The 16,165-nt window shown below is 66.4% G+C and carries 25 protein-coding genes and 1 pseudogene; 14 read left to right on the forward strand and 12 right to left on the reverse strand.

All coding sequences use genetic code 11. The annotated features are described in order from the left end of the window. Nucleotides 1-12: 12 nt before the first annotated feature. From RM532_RS08845 to RM532_RS08895, 11 genes are all read right to left on the reverse strand, one after another. Nucleotides 13-324, reverse strand: a complete 312-nt coding sequence (locus tag RM532_RS08845; protein WP_311652915.1) for a hypothetical protein — start codon at nt 322-324, stop codon at nt 13-15. Next, complete coding sequence (locus RM532_RS08850; RefSeq protein ID WP_311652916.1) at nt 321-830, reverse strand: class I SAM-dependent methyltransferase; 510 nt, start codon at nt 828-830, stop codon at nt 321-323. The genes RM532_RS08845 and RM532_RS08850 overlap by 4 nt, the downstream gene beginning before the upstream one ends. Continuing rightward, a complete protein-coding gene (locus RM532_RS08855; protein WP_311652917.1) occupies nt 827-2,092 on the reverse strand; it encodes a ParB/RepB/Spo0J family partition protein in 1,266 nt (421 codons plus the stop codon). Before RM532_RS08855 ends, RM532_RS08850 begins: the two co-directional genes overlap by 4 nt. After that, a complete protein-coding gene (locus RM532_RS08860; RefSeq protein ID WP_311652918.1) occupies nt 2,082-2,417 on the reverse strand; it encodes a hypothetical protein in 336 nt (111 codons plus the stop codon). The genes RM532_RS08855 and RM532_RS08860 overlap by 11 nt, the downstream gene beginning before the upstream one ends. Beyond that, nucleotides 2,414-2,650, reverse strand: a complete 237-nt coding sequence (locus tag RM532_RS08865) for a hypothetical protein (protein ID WP_311652919.1) — start codon at nt 2,648-2,650, stop codon at nt 2,414-2,416. The genes RM532_RS08860 and RM532_RS08865 overlap by 4 nt, the downstream gene beginning before the upstream one ends. 14 nt (nt 2,651-2,664) lie before the next feature. Beyond that, entirely contained in the window at nt 2,665-2,868 is a 204-nt protein-coding gene (locus RM532_RS08870; protein ID WP_311652920.1) for a hypothetical protein, read from the reverse strand. Continuing rightward, the gene (locus RM532_RS08875; RefSeq protein WP_311652921.1) at nt 2,865-3,152 is read right to left on the reverse strand and encodes a phage antirepressor KilAC domain-containing protein; all 288 of its coding nucleotides are present in this window, start codon (nt 3,150-3,152) and stop codon (nt 2,865-2,867) included. The genes RM532_RS08870 and RM532_RS08875 overlap by 4 nt, the downstream gene beginning before the upstream one ends. Before the next feature lie 115 nt (nt 3,153-3,267). Further along, nucleotides 3,268-3,945, reverse strand: a complete 678-nt coding sequence (locus RM532_RS08880) for a type VI secretion system-associated protein TagO (protein ID WP_311652922.1) — start codon at nt 3,943-3,945, stop codon at nt 3,268-3,270. 29 nt (nt 3,946-3,974) lie between these two features. Then, nucleotides 3,975-4,433, reverse strand: a complete 459-nt coding sequence (locus RM532_RS08885; RefSeq protein WP_311652923.1) for a helix-turn-helix transcriptional regulator — start codon at nt 4,431-4,433, stop codon at nt 3,975-3,977. Between the two features lie 41 nt (nt 4,434-4,474). Then, nucleotides 4,475-4,759 carry a hypothetical protein gene (locus RM532_RS08890; RefSeq protein ID WP_311652924.1) on the reverse strand — a complete coding sequence of 95 codons (285 nt, stop codon included), beginning with the start codon at nt 4,757-4,759 and terminating at the stop codon, nt 4,475-4,477. A gap of 17 nt (nt 4,760-4,776) precedes the next feature. Beyond that, nucleotides 4,777-5,010: a hypothetical protein gene (locus RM532_RS08895; RefSeq protein WP_311652925.1), complete on the reverse strand. Its 234-nt coding sequence runs from the start codon at nt 5,008-5,010 to the stop codon at nt 4,777-4,779. A 44-nt stretch (nt 5,011-5,054) separates the two neighbouring features. On the opposite strand from RM532_RS08895, the gene RM532_RS08900 reads away from it, so the two are divergent. The 9 genes and pseudogenes from RM532_RS08900 (at nt 5,055) to RM532_RS08945 (ending at nt 13,731) form a co-directional block, all read left to right on the forward strand. Next, nucleotides 5,055-5,684, forward strand: coding sequence for a hypothetical protein (locus RM532_RS08900; RefSeq protein WP_311652926.1), 630 nt, complete (start codon nt 5,055-5,057; stop codon nt 5,682-5,684). Next, nucleotides 5,684-7,867 carry a VapE domain-containing protein gene (locus RM532_RS08905; RefSeq protein ID WP_311652927.1) on the forward strand — a complete coding sequence of 728 codons (2,184 nt, stop codon included), beginning with the start codon at nt 5,684-5,686 and terminating at the stop codon, nt 7,865-7,867. Before RM532_RS08900 ends, RM532_RS08905 begins: the two co-directional genes overlap by 1 nt. A gap of 428 nt (nt 7,868-8,295) precedes the next feature. Then, on the forward strand, nt 8,296-8,892 hold the full coding sequence (locus RM532_RS08910; RefSeq protein WP_311652928.1) for a hypothetical protein: 597 nt from the start codon (nt 8,296-8,298) through the stop codon (nt 8,890-8,892). Further along, nucleotides 8,879-10,154, forward strand: a pseudogene (locus RM532_RS08915) (site-specific DNA-methyltransferase). Before RM532_RS08910 ends, RM532_RS08915 begins: the two are co-directional and overlap by 14 nt. A gap of 56 nt (nt 10,155-10,210) precedes the next feature. Continuing rightward, nucleotides 10,211-12,181, forward strand: a complete 1,971-nt coding sequence (locus tag RM532_RS08925; RefSeq protein ID WP_311652931.1) for a phage terminase large subunit family protein — start codon at nt 10,211-10,213, stop codon at nt 12,179-12,181. Next, nucleotides 12,178-12,492 (forward strand): Mor transcription activator family protein, encoded by a 315-nt coding sequence (locus RM532_RS08930; protein ID WP_311652932.1) that lies wholly within the window; start codon nt 12,178-12,180, stop codon nt 12,490-12,492. The genes RM532_RS08925 and RM532_RS08930 overlap by 4 nt, the downstream gene beginning before the upstream one ends. Beyond that, nucleotides 12,489-13,022, forward strand: coding sequence for a hypothetical protein (locus RM532_RS08935; protein ID WP_311652933.1), 534 nt, complete (start codon nt 12,489-12,491; stop codon nt 13,020-13,022). Before RM532_RS08930 ends, RM532_RS08935 begins: the two co-directional genes overlap by 4 nt. Further along, nucleotides 13,009-13,440: a hypothetical protein gene (locus tag RM532_RS08940; protein ID WP_311652934.1), complete on the forward strand. Its 432-nt coding sequence runs from the start codon at nt 13,009-13,011 to the stop codon at nt 13,438-13,440. Before RM532_RS08935 ends, RM532_RS08940 begins: the two co-directional genes overlap by 14 nt. A 63-nt stretch (nt 13,441-13,503) precedes the next feature. After that, a complete protein-coding gene (locus RM532_RS08945) occupies nt 13,504-13,731 on the forward strand; it encodes a hypothetical protein (protein ID WP_311652935.1) in 228 nt (75 codons plus the stop codon). On the opposite strand, the gene RM532_RS08950 is transcribed toward RM532_RS08945, so the two are convergent. Further along, nucleotides 13,728-14,027, reverse strand: coding sequence for a hypothetical protein (locus RM532_RS08950; protein ID WP_311652937.1), 300 nt, complete (start codon nt 14,025-14,027; stop codon nt 13,728-13,730). The two genes, RM532_RS08945 and RM532_RS08950, sit on opposite strands and share 4 nt — an antisense overlap. A gap of 159 nt (nt 14,028-14,186) precedes the next feature. Between RM532_RS08950 and RM532_RS08955 the strand changes: the two genes are divergently transcribed. The 5 genes from RM532_RS08955 to RM532_RS08975 are packed head-to-tail and all read left to right on the forward strand — an operon-like array spanning nt 14,187 to nt 16,101. Continuing rightward, on the forward strand, nt 14,187-14,522 hold the full coding sequence (locus tag RM532_RS08955) for a hypothetical protein (RefSeq protein ID WP_311652938.1): 336 nt from the start codon (nt 14,187-14,189) through the stop codon (nt 14,520-14,522). Further along, complete coding sequence (locus tag RM532_RS08960; RefSeq protein WP_311652939.1) at nt 14,522-15,022, forward strand: hypothetical protein; 501 nt, start codon at nt 14,522-14,524, stop codon at nt 15,020-15,022. The genes RM532_RS08955 and RM532_RS08960 overlap by 1 nt, the downstream gene beginning before the upstream one ends. Next, a complete protein-coding gene (locus RM532_RS08965) occupies nt 15,019-15,261 on the forward strand; it encodes a hypothetical protein (RefSeq protein WP_311652940.1) in 243 nt (80 codons plus the stop codon). The genes RM532_RS08960 and RM532_RS08965 overlap by 4 nt, the downstream gene beginning before the upstream one ends. 4 nt (nt 15,262-15,265) lie before the next feature. Beyond that, nucleotides 15,266-15,658, forward strand: coding sequence for a hypothetical protein (locus RM532_RS08970; protein ID WP_311652942.1), 393 nt, complete (start codon nt 15,266-15,268; stop codon nt 15,656-15,658). Beyond that, complete coding sequence (locus RM532_RS08975) at nt 15,655-16,101, forward strand: hypothetical protein (protein ID WP_311652943.1); 447 nt, start codon at nt 15,655-15,657, stop codon at nt 16,099-16,101. Before RM532_RS08970 ends, RM532_RS08975 begins: the two co-directional genes overlap by 4 nt. Nucleotides 16,102-16,165: the final 64 nt, after the last annotated feature.

Below are 16,165 nucleotides of genomic sequence, written 5' to 3' on the forward strand. Positions count from 1 at the left end.
GCCTCGCTCCGGTCAGAAAGGGCAGCGCGCGCCGGGATCGGCGGCGATGGGCATGGCGCCCAGTTGGGCGTTGAGGTGTTCCCAGTCGGCGTCGCGGCGGCAGGTGTATTGGTGGCAGCCGTGCGAGCCGCGACGGTGGGGGAACCACCAGCCGGGGCAGTGGCAGCGGCTGGCGCGGTGGTCGCGTTGTTTCCAGCGGCCCAGGTGCAGGGTGGCGTGGCCACAGGCAGGGCAGGGTTTGTCCCGCAGGTAGTGTTCGATGCGCCGCGCGAGCGTGGTGCGTTGGCGGCAGGTGTCGCGGCTGCAGCGGTAGGGGTAGGTCATCCTGCGGCCCCCGCAGGCTTCATGAACACCAGCCAGTGAGTTCCGTTGCGTTTACCGGCTGTGTTGCCGAATAACGGTTGGTAGGGGGATAGCTCTAGAACCTCCCGCACCTTGATCTGTGTTTCATTCCACTTGAAAACGAGAGTCCCGTTAGGACGGAGAACCCGGAAGCACTCGGCAAACCCGGCGCGTATGTCAGCGCGCCAATCCCGGCTGAGCGTTCCATATTTCGCTGCGAGCCATGATCTTCGGCCTGCGCGAACCAGGTGAGGCGGATCGAATGCCACCAGATAAAACCAATCGTCCACATAGGGCAGCGCGCGGAAATCCAGGCGAACATCCGGGGTAATAAAAAGCGTGCGCTTGCCGTTCGGCTTTCCATGACTGCGATCGGTCACAGTCAGAGTCTCGCTGCGCAAATCTCCGAACACGGCGGCCGGGTGCTTTTTGTCGAACCACATCATTCGGCTGCCGCAGCAGGGGTCGAGGATGACGGGGGCGCTCATTTGCGGGTCGTTCCATACCGCGGTACCCACTCATGCGTGAGCAAGTTGCAGAGGTTGTCGAGTTCGATTTGATTGCGTAAGCGGACGGTGACGGCGTAGCCGTCGGGGTCGTCGGCGTCGGGGTTGATGTCCAGATCGGGGGTGACTTCGATGTGGTCATCCCAGCCGGGCAGGGCGCGCATGTCGCGCTGTTTCTGGTTGGCGAGGGTGTGCAGCTGGTCGATGGCCTGCTGGCGGGCTTGGGCTTTGTCGGCCGCGGGCGTTTCCGGGCGCTGGTGGCCGGTGGTGCCTTCGTTGCCGGTGACGGCGGGGGGTAGGCCGTCGCCGCCGCTGGTGTCGCCCTGGTGGGCGGCGTCGTCGGATTCGTGCTGGTTGCGGCCGGTGTCCGGGCCGGGGCTGCGGTCTTTGCCGGCCTGGTTGCGCCAGCCCTTGACGGTGTCGACGGCTTCCTGGATTTCGGCGCGCGTTGGCTTGCCGTCGAGGGTTTCAACGCTGGCATCAAAGCGGTTCAGCAGCTTGATGGCCCAGCCGAAGTCCAGCGTTAGCAGCTGGTCCAGCAGGTGGGCGGCGTCCACGTCGCTGATGTCACCGTCGCGCACGGCCTTGCGGACCTTGTCATTCAGGTTGCCGATGCCGTGGCGGCGGCTGACCCATGAACGGCTGCGGCCGAGCATGCGGGCGACGTCGTCGTGGCTGTGGTCGCGGCAGAGGGCGTCCACGCCGGCCACGATTTCGCCCAGGCTGAGGTTGACGCGCTGCAGGTTTTCGACGATCTGCAGGGCGTGATGCTGCTCGGGGCCGATGTCGTCGCGCACGATGGCGGGGATTTCGTCCAGGCCGGCCATGCGGGCGGCGCGCAGGCGGCGTTCGCCGCAGATGACGACGTAGTTGGGGCCGCTGGTGGCGACGGTGATGGGTTGCAGGATGCCGTGCTCGCGGATGCTGTCGGCCAGCTGCGCGAGCTGGTCGTCGTCAAAGTGTTTGCGGGGGTTGCGCAGGTGGCCGCTGATGCTGATGACGGGGAGTTGTTCCACGCGGGTGGTTTCTTCCTCGCCGTACATCAGGTGGCCGACGGTGGTGCCCAGGGCGTCGGCCAGGGCGCGGGCGTCCTGCCAGTCGGGCGTGCGTTCGCCGGTTTCGTAGCGGCGGACGCGGCGGCCGCCCTGGTCGTGCCATTGGCAGTGCTCGCCGAGTTGGGCGCGGGTGAGGCCGGCGGCTTCGCGTTTGGCCTGGATTCGGGTGCCAGGGGTTTCAGTTGTCATCGCTTCTTTCTCCCGATTCAGACGCCGTGCCCATGCGCTCGAAGACCTCCGCAAGCGAAACCCTCGTTTCGAGGGCGCATGCCTGGCAGATCAGGGCTGTGGATGAGCTGACTTCCTGCGCCAGTGCTTCATCCGGGCCTAGCGCCGTGGCCAGCGCGACGTGGCCGCCCATCATCATTTCCAGCCCGTGGGCGCGTTGAATGGCGCCGGGGTCGAAAAGCATGTGGTCGATCTTCACGCGGTAGCCCGCGATCTGGTTGCCGGCCATCAGGCCCTTGTGGCAGAGGGCGCATGGCTGGATGTCGTTTCGCTTGAGGCCGCTCATGACATCACCGTTCGCATGCGAACAGCGGCGCGGCGCTTGGCGACGAAGCGTTTGCGCATGCGCTGGAGGCGGGCACGCCGCTGGCGTTCGTTTTCGCGGGCCTGTTCGGCCAGGCGTTCGCGCCAGCGGCGCAAGTTGTGGCCGTTGCGCAGGTGCTGTTCCAGGCGGCGCTGGGCCTCGGTGTCGGGCAGGTAGTCGGACGCGATGTCCGGGGTGCGGGATACCAGTGTCATGGCGATTCTCCCTGTCAGCGGGTGGTGGTGGGCGCTGGCTGGGCATCGCGGAGATGGCCCTTGCGCAGCGCGGTGTAAAGGTGGGTGCGGCACCGGGGGCAGCGGGCGATTTCCGCGCCGGTTTCGGGGTGCCACCAGTGGATGCTGTAGCTCTGGCCCTGCCAGCTGGTGCTGGCGTCGATGGCCTGGCCGCATTGGCAGTGGTAGGGGGCGCTCATGCGGACGCCTTTTCGTCGGCCAGCACGCGCTCGAGCCAGCGCAGGCCGCGCGGGGTGATGAGCGGGCGCGAGTAGAAGCGGGTGCCGACGGTGGGGTGGCGGAAGGTGCCGCGGTGTTCGAGGAACAGGCCGGCATCCTTGTAGCGCCACGTGGGGACGTTGCGCTGGTCCAGGATGCGGCGGCGGCGCAGTTCGCGGAACAGGTCGCGCTCGCCCCAGCCGAGGGCGTCGGCGGCTTCCTGGAGGGTGTAGCGGGGTTCCGGATTGTCGGCTGCTGTAACCATGCTGTTCTCCGACCGTTTGGCCCGAGAATAGCTTAGGTATTCAGAATGTCAATAGCTTGACTATTATTTATCGGCGGCCATATGCACGCCGGCAACCTGGTGCGCTGCTAGCTGGTTACCAGTGGCAGGCGTTTCGGAGGGGTTCGATCTTGTCGCGCAGGGCGGTCAGGTCAAAGTCGGCCATGATCTCGTTCTCGCCATGAGGCGTGACCCAGGCGCGCAGTCTGTCGGCGGTAAAAAGGGTTTTCACGAATGGGATGGAAGCCCCGCCTGACCAGAGCCCCGTGGCCTCGTTGCTAGTGGACATGTTCCAGCGGGCGCGCTGCAGCGGTTTGTCATCGAGGCGCCAGCTCACCCTGGTGTCGCGTGTGGTGATGAAACGATCCCAGTCGATGTAGGCGTTGGTGGTGTTCTCCCGGCAGACGATGTAGAGCATCGGATATTTCGGGCTGCCGAGAACGCCTTTGATGGGCTTGCCTGACACGGTGCGAACGAAGACGTTAGTGCTGCCATCCTTGGGCGATTGCTTGCTGTTGACGACCCATTGGTCGCCAGGCTTGCTCGGTGGCGGCTTGTTATCGGGTGCTGGTTCGCTGGATGCCGTGCTAGTGCTGGTGCGAGCTGGCGTCGGGCGCTCTGTGGCTGCCTGAAACATCCAGGCGAAAACGCCGATGCCAATGAGTGCGGTCCAGAAAAGCGTGCGGTCTGTCGTGCGGCGAGCGCCGCATTGTGGGCACTTGGACGTGCTGCGGGATATCTGCGCGCTGCATTCGCGGCATTTGGTCAGAGCCATAAGGGTCCCCCTGTCTTATGGCGGCTGGGTCAGCCGGTGTCTTTACTGATGCTCAATAGCTGCTTCAACAACGATTCGTTGCGTTGTTTCGTTTCTTGAATATCACGGATGACTTCGTCCTGCTGTTCCGTGGTGAGGCCCTTGAAGTACTGGATCAGGGCTTTAATGCGCGGGTCATCAATGTCGGCAGCGTAGCTCGCGGATTCTTCGCGGATCTCGGGATAGGGTAGGTCGGGCCGGATTTCTCCCGGGTGAACCTGGAACAGCCTGGCGAATTCTAGGGTGATTTCCGCGCCAATGGGCGCCGGGTTGGACGGCCTGAGGTAGTGGCTGATTGCCCCCTGTGTTCTCCCCATCAGTTCCGCCGCGATTTCCTGCGATGCCGGCATGCCGGCCTGCTCGCGGCGGTGCTTCCACTGCTGAAAGTGGGCGCGCAGGCGTTTGTGGGCTTCCCGGTCTGCCTCGCTGAGTTCGTATTTGCGCGCCATGCCGCGAAGGTTAATAGGCTGTCTATTGGCAACCAAACAGCTCATCTATTGCAACTTACTAGCAGAGCTATTATTGTCGGGCCATGGAAGCGCCCGACCCGATTTCCGCCCTGAAGCAGGCGATTGATGTGCTTGAGGGCCAGACGGCCACTGGCCGGGCCCTGGCCGATGTGCCGCTTGGCAAGAGGCTGGGCGGCGTAACGCAGGGCGCGGTGCATCAATGGACGCTGCGCGGATTGCCGCCCATACGGGCCATTCAGCTTGAGCAGGCCGTGGTGGCGCGCATTGGCCTTGAAGCCGCCCGGCGGCGTGGCCTGACGCGCCATGAGTTTTGCCCGGAGTTCTACCCGCGAGAGCCATGGGGGATGTCCGCTTGATCCGCCGCATTCGCCATCCGCTGCAAGAGCAGGGCGGCGTAGGGGTGGTCGCGGCTGAGGTCGCTGGCGCTGGCGTTCAGCTGGCGGGCGAGTTCCGCGCCGTCCAGTTGCGCGGCGGTGGCCGCGGCGAAGGCGCAAAGCGCGTGGCTGGTGGCGGTGAAGGTGGCCGGGTTTTCCGGCCGGCCGTTGGTGTTGGCCATGGTCATTCCCCGTTTGTTGTTGGCCCCACGTTGGAGATTGCCTAATGGCTATGGACTACGAAAGGTCCGGTTTCGGACTGACTCACCCGAGCCGGCCGGATGTGCTGGTGTTCTTTCTGCAGCGGGCGCAGGCGGAGTCGGGGCTTTCCCTGGACGATTTCGCGGTGTCGTTGGCGTTTGAGTATCACCAGCGGGTGCCGGCGCATGCACAGGCGATCGACCTGGAGCTGCCGGATACGACGGAGACGTACCAGGATTACGCGAAGGCGGTGGGCCGGTTGCGCAAGCGGGTGCAACGCTATGTGAGCGGGGAGCGGTATTTCCCGGCCTGCCTGGAAGAAGCGTGGGCGGCGGCGCTGCCGCCGGCCTTTGCGGAGGAATGCCGGCGGGTGCTGGTGCGCCGCTACGGGTTCATGGCGGCGAGGGCGCCGGAGGCCGAGGCGTGCGCGGATGGCGAGGCGGTGGGGCGGATCCTGCAGGAAGTGGGGGAGCTGACCGAGGGGCTATCCCGGGCGCTGGCGGATGGGCACATCGGCCCGGAGGATTTCGGGCCGGATAGTGACCTGATGACGCGCATTGATGATGCGGCGGCGGCGATTGCCAGCGTGAGGGCGCGGGCAGTGGCGGCGGCTGCCGAGCGCGAGGCGCGGCCGGCGGTAAAGGTGGCCCGCTGATGCAGGACAAGGTGCTGGATCAGCTGCGGGCGATTGGCCTGCAGGTGGAGGCGCTGGAGATTGGGCCGGCGCCTGGCGGGCCGTTCCACCGGGTGCCGGTGGTGGACCCGAAGCCTGACAAGGGGCGCAAGCGCAGCGGCTGGTATCTGGTGCAGGAGTACCGCACGCGGGATGGCCGCACGCTGCTGTATGGCGCGGCGGGCAACTGGAAGAGCGGGGCGCAGATCAAGATCGAGCCCGATGGCAAGGGGCTGGATGACGACGAACGCAAGGCCCTGGCGGCGAAGCGCCGGGAGGCGGAGAAAGCGGCAGAGGCGGAACGGCGGGAGAAAGCCGAATCCGCGGCGCAGCGGGCAACCAGGGTATGGGCGGGGCTGCCGATGCAGGGCGCCAGCCAGTATCTGGACGCGAAGGGCGTGGCGGGCCACGGCGTGCGTTATGCCCGCGGCTGCATTGTGGTGCCGGTGCGCCGGGCCAGCGATGACGCGCTGGTGGGGTTGCAGTGGATTGATCCGGATGGCGCGAAGCGCTTTCTGACGGGCACGCCGAAACAGGGCGCCTGCCATTTCATCGGCCGGGCGGACAAGAACGGCGCGATGCTGGTGTGCGAGGGCTACGCCACGGGCGCCAGCCTTCATCAGGCGACGGGGCTGCCGGTGGCGGTGGCCTTTGATGCGGGCAACCTGCTGCCGGTGGCCGAGGCGCTGCGCAAGCGGCCGGATGTTCGCATGCGAACGCTGGTGATCGCCGGTGACGATGACCACGAAACGGCCGGAAACCCGGGCGCGACGAAGGCTCGCGCCGCGGCCGAGGCAGTGAGTGGGGCGGCGATTGCGCCGGCGTTCGAAAATCCGGCGGGCCGTAGCGACTTCAACGACATGCAGGCGGAACGCGGGCTGAAGGCGCTGCGGGCGTATCTGCAGCGGGCGATCCGCCAGGCGGTGGATCACGTGGGCTGGCGGCGGCGGTTGAATACGAACCGCGACGGCAAGCCGACGGCAACGCTGCACAACCTGCAGTTGATCCTGGAACACGACGACCGCATGGCGGGGCTGCTGCGGCTGGATGAGTTCGCCAACAAGGCGGAGCTGACGCGGGAGCCGCCCTTCGGTGGCAACCCGCGCGAGGTGAGCGATGCCGAGGTGGTGGAGCTGGCGGCCTGGTTCGGCGCGCCGGAGACCTACGCGATGAACGTGGGCGTTAACCAGATGCACGAGACGGTGAGCATGGTGGCGGCCCGGAATAAGGTGCACCCGGTTCGATCGTGGCTGCAGGCGATGGCGTGGGACGGGGAGCCGCGCATCGATGCGATGTTCCCGGACATCTTCAACGCGAAGGATAACGAGTACACGCGGAAGGTGGCGCGCAACTTCTTTATCTCGGCCGTGGCGCGGGTGATGCGGCCGGGCTGCAAGGCCGATCTGATGCTGATCCTGGAGGGCGCGCAGGGGGCGGGGAAGTCCACGGCGATCGAGCTGCTGGCCGGGCCGGAGTGGTTCGTGGTGCAGAGCGAGCCGCCGGAGGCGAAAGACTTTTACCAGATCCTGCAGGGGCGCTGGATCGTGGAGATTGCGGAGCTGCAGTCGTTCTCCAAGGCGCAGGTCAGCCGGGTGAAGCAGGCGATTTCAACGCCAGTCGACGTCTACCGCGCGAGCTATGGGCGGTTGCCTCGGGAGTATCCGCGGCAGTGCGTGTTCGTCGGGTCGACCAATGAGGATGAATACCTGCGCGATCCGACCGGCGCCCGGCGGTTCATGCCGGTGCGCGTGCATTCGGTGGACCTGGAAGCGCTCAGGCTGCAGCGGGAACAGTTGTGGGCGGAAGCCGTGCATCGGTTCGATCAGGGCGAGACCTGGTGGGATTTGCCGGCGTCAGCCGAGGAAGAGCGCGAGGATCGTTACCGGCACGATTCGTGGGCCGAGCCGCTGTTGGCGTGGCTGGATGGCGAGGCGGATTACGAGCGCTATCCCGATACCAGGCCGGCGGACGGGGTGCAGCAGGCGACCATGGACGACCTGCTGACCTGGGGGCTGGGCCTCGATCGCGCCCGGCATGGGCCGCAGGAACAGCAGCGGGTCGGGGCGATCCTCAAGCGTGCTGGCTGGGAGCGGGTGCAGCGGCGTCGGGATGGGCGACGGCAGTACGTCTACCAGCGGCCGGAGGGCGATTATGCGCGCGGCTAGATGTCACCCCCGTCACCCCCTGTCACCCCCTGCTGTCACCGGGTGCAATCCATTGCGTGGCGGGCGTGTCACCGGCGTCACCCCCTGCCTCGCGCGCAGGGGCGCGCGCACGCGTGTGAGGGCAGACCGATTCCACTATCGCCCTTTCTCTGTTTTCCCCTCATGCGCGAGAAAAAAGGGGGGGACAGGGGTGACAGTTCCGCAATCGCCCGCGCCCCAATGGATTCGCCGTCACCCCCTGCTGTCACCCCCGTCACCCCCAGGGGTGACACCAGATAACCGCCGGCAGATGCCGCGGGTCCTCCCTGGCACCTCCCACGCGGGTGCGCAGAGGCGCAGTTTTTTTGCAGATATGCGGGGGCTGGGATGGGTTCACAGGTTAAGGGCGCCGGGTGCTGTTTCGGCATTAAAGGCGGGAGGTGGTTGCCGTGGCTGATGGTTTGGTAACGGCGCGGAAGCTGGTCGAGGCGTTGGCCTCCCGGGGCCTCGGGGAATGGTCGGCGGACGCAGTGCGGCAATGGGTTCGGGAAGAGCCTCCGTGCCCCATTGCTAAAGCTGGGGGGCGCGGCCAGGCCCACCGCTATGACGTCGAGCAGGTTGCCTCCTGGCTACGGGCTCGCGACGGCAAGGAAAAGGTGAAGGGTTACACCCCGCCGCCGGATTCCAGCGCACCTGCGCAGCGGCAACAGCCGGCAGGGCAGGGCCAGCAGGGGGGCGGCATCAACCCGGCGCTCATGCGTGATCCGCGGAACCACAAAGCCTTCCACGAGGCGCGGCTGGCGAAGCTGCGAGCGGACGAAATGGAACAGCGGCTGATTCCGGCGGAAGAGCTGGAGTCGGCGATGCGGCAGCTGGTTTTGTCGGTACGCAGCAGCTTGCTTGCCCTGCCGTCGAAAACAGCCCGGGTGCTGGATGACTGCGAGACTTTCGAGGAAAGGCGCGCGGTCATTGAGCGAGAGGTTTACCAGGTACTGACGACCCTGGCCGAAGCTGGCGCTATGGAGAAAAACAATGAAGCAGCCTGAGCAACTTGAGCACATCCCGATCGACGCGCTGGTGCCATACGCCCGTAACGCGCGCACACATTCCGCCGACCAGGTGTCGCAGATTGCCGCCAGCATGCGGGAGTACGGGTTCACGAACCCGGTTCTTATCGACGCTGAGGACGGGATCATCGCGGGGCATGGCCGTGTTTTGGCGGCGCAGAAGCTCGGGGTCAAGCAAGTGCCGTGCATTCGCCTCGGCCACTTGTCCGAGACCCAGAAGCGCGCATACGTGCTGGCCGACAACCAGCTGGCCCTCAACGCAGGGTGGGACGAGGATTTGCTGAAGCTGGAGGTTGGCGATCTGGCGGATATGGAATATGACCTAAGCCTGCTCGGGTTTGAGGAAGACCGGCTGGAGGAGCTGTTGGCGCCAGAGCCAACCGGCGGTGAAGACGACGAAGCCGCAGACCAGGTTCCCGAGCGTCCGGTGGACCCAGTAACGGTTAGCGGAGATCTTTGGCGCCTCGGGCGGCATCGAATCATCTGTGGTGACAGCACCAGCGCGGAGGTTGTCACCCGTCTACTCGGCGAAGTGTGCCCGCATTTGATGGTTACAGACCCACCGTATGGGGTCTCGTACGACGCTGATTGGCGCAATCAGGCCGCCCGAAAATCGGACGGCATGGGTAACAGAGCCCTCGGGGCTGGCGCTGTTGGCAAAGTCGAGAATGATGACCGATGCGACTGGCGAGAGGCCTGGGCGCTATTCCCCGGGGATGTTGCCTACGTCTGGCATGCCGGACGCTATGCGGGAGAGGTTCAGGACAGCCTTAACGCTTGCGATTTTGAAATCCGATGCCAGGTGATTTGGGCTAAGTCTCGCTTTGCGATCTCCCGCGGCCACTACCATTGGCAGCATGAGCCCTGCTGGTACGCCGTGCGTAAGGGGCGTACCGGGCACTGGGGGGGGGGCACGCGACCAGTCAACATTGTGGCAGATCGGCCACAACAAATCGGAGACGGGCCACAGCACACAAAAGCCGGTGGAATGTATGCGCCGGCCTGTTGAAAACAACAGCAGCCCGGGTCAGGCGGTTTATGAGCCGTTCAGCGGATCTGGCACCACCATTATCGCGTGCGAACAGACCGCCCGCATTTGCTATGCGGTGGAGCTTTCGCCGGAATACGTCGACATGGCGATTACGCGGTGGCAAGAGTTCACCGGCGAAACGGCAAAGCTGGAAGGTGACGGGAGGACGTTTTCCGAGGTAGCCGCCGAGCGCCTGGGGGCGGAGGCATAGCGGTGCCGCAGGCCCTGCCACTCTCGGCGCGGACTCAGGCAGTTTACCGCCAGGCCATGTCGGCGTTCCTGCCGCCGGTAAAGCTGGGCGTGGGCGACTGGGCGGAACGCTATCGCATGATGGCAACTAGCGGCGGGGATTTGTCGGGTCGTTTCCGGCTATCGGTGACGCCATACATGCGCGGCATTCTGGCCGCCTACCGCGACCCGGGCGTGCAAGAGATCGTGTGCCAAAAGTCGGCCCAGGTCGGCTGGACTGATGGCTTTCTGATAAATCTTCTGGGTTATCACATCGACCAAGACCCGTGCCCGATCATGGTCCTGTTCGCCAAGGATGGCGACGGCAAGAAGTTCATGCGCACGAAGCTGGAACCGGCCATCAAGGCCACGCCGGCGCTGTCCGACAAGATCAACCTCAAGGCGAAGAACCACGACAACACGCTGGACTACAAGGGCTTCGACGGCGGCTTCATCCAGCTGGCCGGGTCGAACAGCCCGGGCAACGTGAAGTCCACGCCGGCGCGGGTGGTGGCGGTGGAGGAACCGGACGACGCCAGCCGCGACGTGCGCGGGCAGGGCGAGGCGATCGCCCTGGCGAAAGAGCGCAGCAAGTCGTTCCACGGGCGCAAGGTCATCATCGGCGGCACGCCCACGGTCGAGGGGCTGTCGCACGTTGCTGCCGAGATGGGCAAGTCGGATGGCCGGCGGTTCTACGTGCCGTGCCCGCACTGCGATCACCTGCAGTACCTGCGATGGGAGCAGGTGCAATGGCTGGATGACGCGCTCGAGTCGCACCCGGTTTACGGCACCTACCGGCCGGAAACTGCCTGCTATGTGTGCGAGGAATGCGGCGCCACCTGGTCGGATGCCGAAAAGAACCGCGCGGTGGCCGAGGCCGAATCCAAGGGCGGCGGCTGGTCCGCCACGCGGCCCTTCAACGGCATCGCCGGTTTCTACCTGAACGAGCTTTACAGCCCGTTCCCCGGCTCCACGCTCGAGCTGCTGGCCCGCAAGTGGCTGGAAGCCAACGCCGCCGCCAAGCGCGGCGAGTTCGGCCTGCTGACCGCGTTCACGAATAACACCCTCGGCGAGCCCTGGGCCATGGGCTCCGAGCAGCCGGAGCTGGAAGAACTGGCCGAGCGCGCCCACGACTACGCGGAGCTGACCGTGCCCGCCGGCGGCCTGGTCGCCACCGCCGGCGTGGACGTGCAGCACAACCGTCTGGCCGTGGTGATCCGCGTTTGGGGGCGGGGCGAGGAATCCTGGCTGGCCTACTGGGACGAAATCGAGGGCAACCCGCTGGAGTTTTCGCAGACCGACGACGGCCGGCGCTCGCCCGTGTGGGACAAGCTGGACGACCTGCTGGCCCGGCCGATTCGCAACGCCGGCGGCGGCAGCCTCAACGTCAGCGCCGTGTCTATCGATAGCGGCGACGGCATCACCGCCGAGGCCGTGTACCGCTACGTGCGCGAGCGCCGCCTGAGCGCCTGCAAGTTCATGGCCATCAAGGGCAGCAGCCAGCGCGGTAAGGAGATATTCAGCCAGCCCAGCCGCAGCATCGACACCACCGCCGCCGGCAAGGCCGCGCGCTGGGGCGTCAAGCCCTACATCGTCGGCGTCGAGCGCGCCAAGGATACGCTGGCCGCCCGTCTGCGCCTGGAAGGCAACGGCCCCGGCCGGCTGCATTGGTACGCCTCCGTGCGGGGTGACTACCTCGAGCAGATCACCAGCGAGGTCAAGCACCCGCAGCGCGGCCGCGAGCAGTGGACGCTGATGCCCGGCCGCCGCAACGAGGCGCTGGACTGTGAGGTTTACGCCCTGCACGCCGCCCGGCGGCTGCGCGTGCACACCTACACCGACCAGCAATGGGCCCGGCTGGAATCGGTCGTGCGGCAAGGCGACCTGCTGGACCAGCCGGTTAGACCCGCCGCCAGCCGTGCGCCCAGCGCGCCAGCCCGCCGGCAACCACCGGCCGCCCGCAAGCCCCAGGCCCCCACCGGATTCGGATCAGAGGAATGGCAGCTATGAGCGTCAGTGCCGACAACGCCGCCCGCATCAAGCGCGACATGGCCCGAACCATTCGCGATCGCACGGCCTTCGATGAAATGCTGGCCATCGCCATCGCGGACCAGGTCTATACGCACCTGCTGGAAGACATGCAGGGCCAGCGCCTGTATTTCACCCGATCCATTGAAGAACGCGACGCCGCCGTCCGGCGGGACTTCGACGGCACCAACCACCAGGCCGTCATCGAGAAGCACGACATCAGCCGGGCCACCCTGTATCGCATCCTGAACAGGCGCAACGGCCCCGCCCACAACCGGGGAGACCAATCATGATCAACCGCCTTCTATTCTGGCTGACCGGCTTCCTGCCTTGCCGGCTGATCAAGCCCGGCGGCAAGCCCTACCTGGAGCGCTACCACGTGCTGGCCCTCGGCCAGTGGCGCGTCTACCTGCACCGCTTCCACGCGCCGGACGGGCAGGGCCACCACGATCACCCCTTCGGCTGGTCGCTGGCGATTCCGCTGTGCGGCGGCTACATGGAAGAGCGCGTGGCGTATCTGGACCCGTACCTGGGGCCCTGTATTCGCAAGCGCCGCATGTTCCCCGGGCGGCCGAACGTCATCCGCGCTGGCGACTTCCACCGCATCTCGATGGTGAAGCCGGGCACCTGGACGCTGTTCATTCACGGGCCGCGGGCGAAGGATTGGGGCCATCTGTGTCCGGTGGATGAGGGTAGCGGGCAGATTCTATATGTCGCCGCGGCCGGGACCGGGACGGATCCGGTCTGGCATCGGTCGGCGGCTATCGGAAGGGACGCCGGCCGTGAGCCATTTTCAGTGGGGGTGTGGCATGAAAGCGTATGATCGAGATGACAGGCCATGGCGGAAAATGCTTATAGCAGGATCCATAATCCTCGAGCGGGAGGGCCTTGATCCGATTGCGGCGACAATGGCTGCGGAGCGGGTTTTTATCGCGATGTCGCAAGAGCAGAAACAGGCCCTGGCGATGAAAGAAACAGGAATCAGAGACCGGGAAGGCGTCGAGGTTCAGGTCGGCGACAAGGTCTCGCTGGCGGGCAACATCACCACCGATGACAGCATGGGTACGCTGCCGAACGGCTGGACGTTCGGCGAGGATGACGTCTACGAAGTTTACTTCGATGACCGCATCGGCACCTGGTCTCTGCGGCTGGGCGTGGAGCCCGATACGCCCGAAAACCGCAAGTACATGAGCCACGCCGTGAGCCTGCTGCATGACGGCGCGGTGACCGTCATCCCTTAGCCGCTGCGGAAAGTCTCACTTTCGCCTGTCCCTGAGACAACCGCCGCGGCCATCCTCCAGGCCATGGCGAATGTGGCACTGGACTGGCCGGCGATGCAGGGCGTGGACATGACGCCGCCGGATTACGTGGAGAACCTGGCGGGGCTCATTGTGCGGATGCGTTCTCGGCGGGATCGCAACGAGTGCCTGCACCGCATCCGCGGGCATCACGGGCAGGCGGTGGCGGACAAGGTGGAGGCCCGGGCGCGGGCGCTGTTCGAGGCGCGGCAGCGTGACACCTCGCCGGCCTAGCGGGCGAAGCACTCGGCGTCGGTCATGGCGGACAGGGTGCCGCAGCTTCCGATGTAGCTGACCTGGTTGTCATTGGCGATGCGCACCACGTGGCTATCACCGTTGGAGCAGGCCACGGCCACCATGGCATCGCCGCCTTCGATTGTGCCGATGGCCTGCATCCGCGTGACGGACGGGCAGGCGTTGCCCTCGCTGGTAATCACCCCCTGGAAGATGCGCTCGGCGGACTGCGCCGCGGCGGCGCCGGCCATCAGGGTGAGGGCAGCGGCCAGGGCCGCGGTGGTGCGTCGGGTCATGGTCTGCCTCCGGTCACGGGTGCGGCCCAAGCGTACGCGGAAAGTCTCACTTTTGCCTGTAAGTGAGACAGCGCCCCCGGCAGGCTGAGTCCGTACGAGGGCACCGCCCGTGGACGCAGAGGTTTTTTGGGATGGGCTATGACGGCGACGGATCCTGACGTGGACCAGCGTGAATACGGAATGCTGATTGCCAAGGTGGAGCACCTGGTGGGAGAGGTCGGGCAGCTCCGCGAAAGTTTCTCGGCCGAGACGGCCAAGCTGCACGGCCGCATCGACCAGTTCATGCAGAACACCGCGAGCAAGGCCGAGCACCAGCGCCTGGAGAAAGACGTGGGCGACCTGTGGACCCAGCACCGCCAGATGCGGGAGCGGGTGGAAATCATCGGCAGCGAGCTGCAGGGCGCGACCGTCGACCGCGGCTGGATGCGCGACCTGATCTGGCTGGCCCTGATTCTGGCGGCGGGCGTCAGCGGTTACGGCGTGGGGGCATTCTGATGAACCCAGGCATCAACGCGGACCAGCTGCGCGAGTACGTTATCGAGCCGGTGTTGTCCTACCTCCATCTGTACAGCCCCGAAGCGGTGGAGCTTTTGATTCTGACCGCCGCCCACGAAAGCGCCGGCGGTCATTACCTGCATCAGGTCGGCGGCGGCCCGGCGCTGGGCATCTACCAGATGGAGCCCGCGACGCACGACGACATCTGGCGCAACTACCTGGAATATCGGCACGACCTGGATGACGCGGTGAACACGTGGCGGCTGGTCGGCGCGCCCTGGAATGACGGGGATCCACGCCCCACGGAGATGACCGGCAATCTGTACTACGCGACGGCCATGGCGCGCATCCACTACCTGCGCGTGCCGAAGCCGCTGCCGGCCGCGGATGACTTGGACGGCCTGGCCGGCTACTGGAAAGCCCACTACAACACCTTTGCAGGCGCGGGCACCGTGGCGCAGGCCCGCGAGCATTATCGGGCCTATGTCGGGCTGGCATGAGCGCCGCGCCGCAGCCGCCGGACCCCGAGCGCTGGTGGCGCTGGCGTCGGCGATTGGCGCTGTATTCCTTTGCCGCGGCGTTGGTGGAAACGGCCGCACTGCTGTGGCTGGCGCAACGCGCGCCGGCAGCCCTGGCGCCGCTGGGCGCGACCGTCGCCTGGACCTACGGCCTGTGGGGCGCAGTGATCTGCGCCTACGTGGGGGCCGCGACGTGGTCGGACGTGGCGGCCAAGCGGTAGCGCCATGATCGCCTGGCTGGCCAGCAAGATCAGCAGCGCCGCCGGCCCCTACCTGCTGGGCGGCGCCGGCGCGCTGGTGCTGGGGCTGCTGGCCACCATCGGCTGGCAGGCATGGCAGCTACAGCAGAGCAAGGCCGACCTCGCTGCCGCCCAGGCGCAATACGCCGATGCCCGCGCCGCCATCGCCGCCTGCGAGCAGGGCGCCGCCGAGCTGCAGCACCGCATCGGCGAACAGAATCAGCGCATCGAATCCATCAAGCGCGAACGCGACCGGGCCAGCGCGTTGGCCGCGGTGGAGTCTGTTCGCATGCTAACGGCCACCCGCGAGCGCGACCTGCCCGAGGGCCACGGCCCCCGGGTGATGAACCGCTGGCTGCGGGACGCGGTGGCCCCGTGACAACCCGAACGACATGCCTGCCGTTTCCTGATTCGCGGCAGGGGTACCAGCCGGCGGTGTACCTGGTAACACCGGCAGCCGGCGTGCGTGGTCCTAACGATTCTCCCGCGCATGAGTCGACCGGCTCGCCCACGATACGGGCGCTCGCATTCCTGGGCGCGGTCGCACTGGCCGGCTGCTGCGGCACGCCGGACGTTCGCACTGTGACCCGCACGGTCACCGTGGACGTGCCGGTGCCCGTGAAGGCCGACGCGCCGCCGGAGCTGACCGCGCCGCCGGACCTGCCGCTGCCCGCGTTCATCGTCCCCGGCGACCCGGATGCCAGCAGCGCGCTGGATCCCGATGGCGAAACCGCGCTGCGGCGCATGATTCTGGAACTGCTGGCCCGGGAACGCGCCTGGCGGGCCTGGGCGGCCAATGCCGAGGTCGGCGAAACCCGATGATTTTCCGCTACTGGAGCGGGTCATTCTGGGTGCTGACCACCTATGACATGCGCTTGCGCGCTAC

Origin of the sequence: Spectribacter hydrogenoxidans (assembly GCF_031846275.1) — a bacterium.
In the GTDB taxonomy this organism is placed as follows: Bacteria; Pseudomonadota; Gammaproteobacteria; order Nevskiales; family Salinisphaeraceae; genus Spectribacter; species Spectribacter hydrogenoxidans.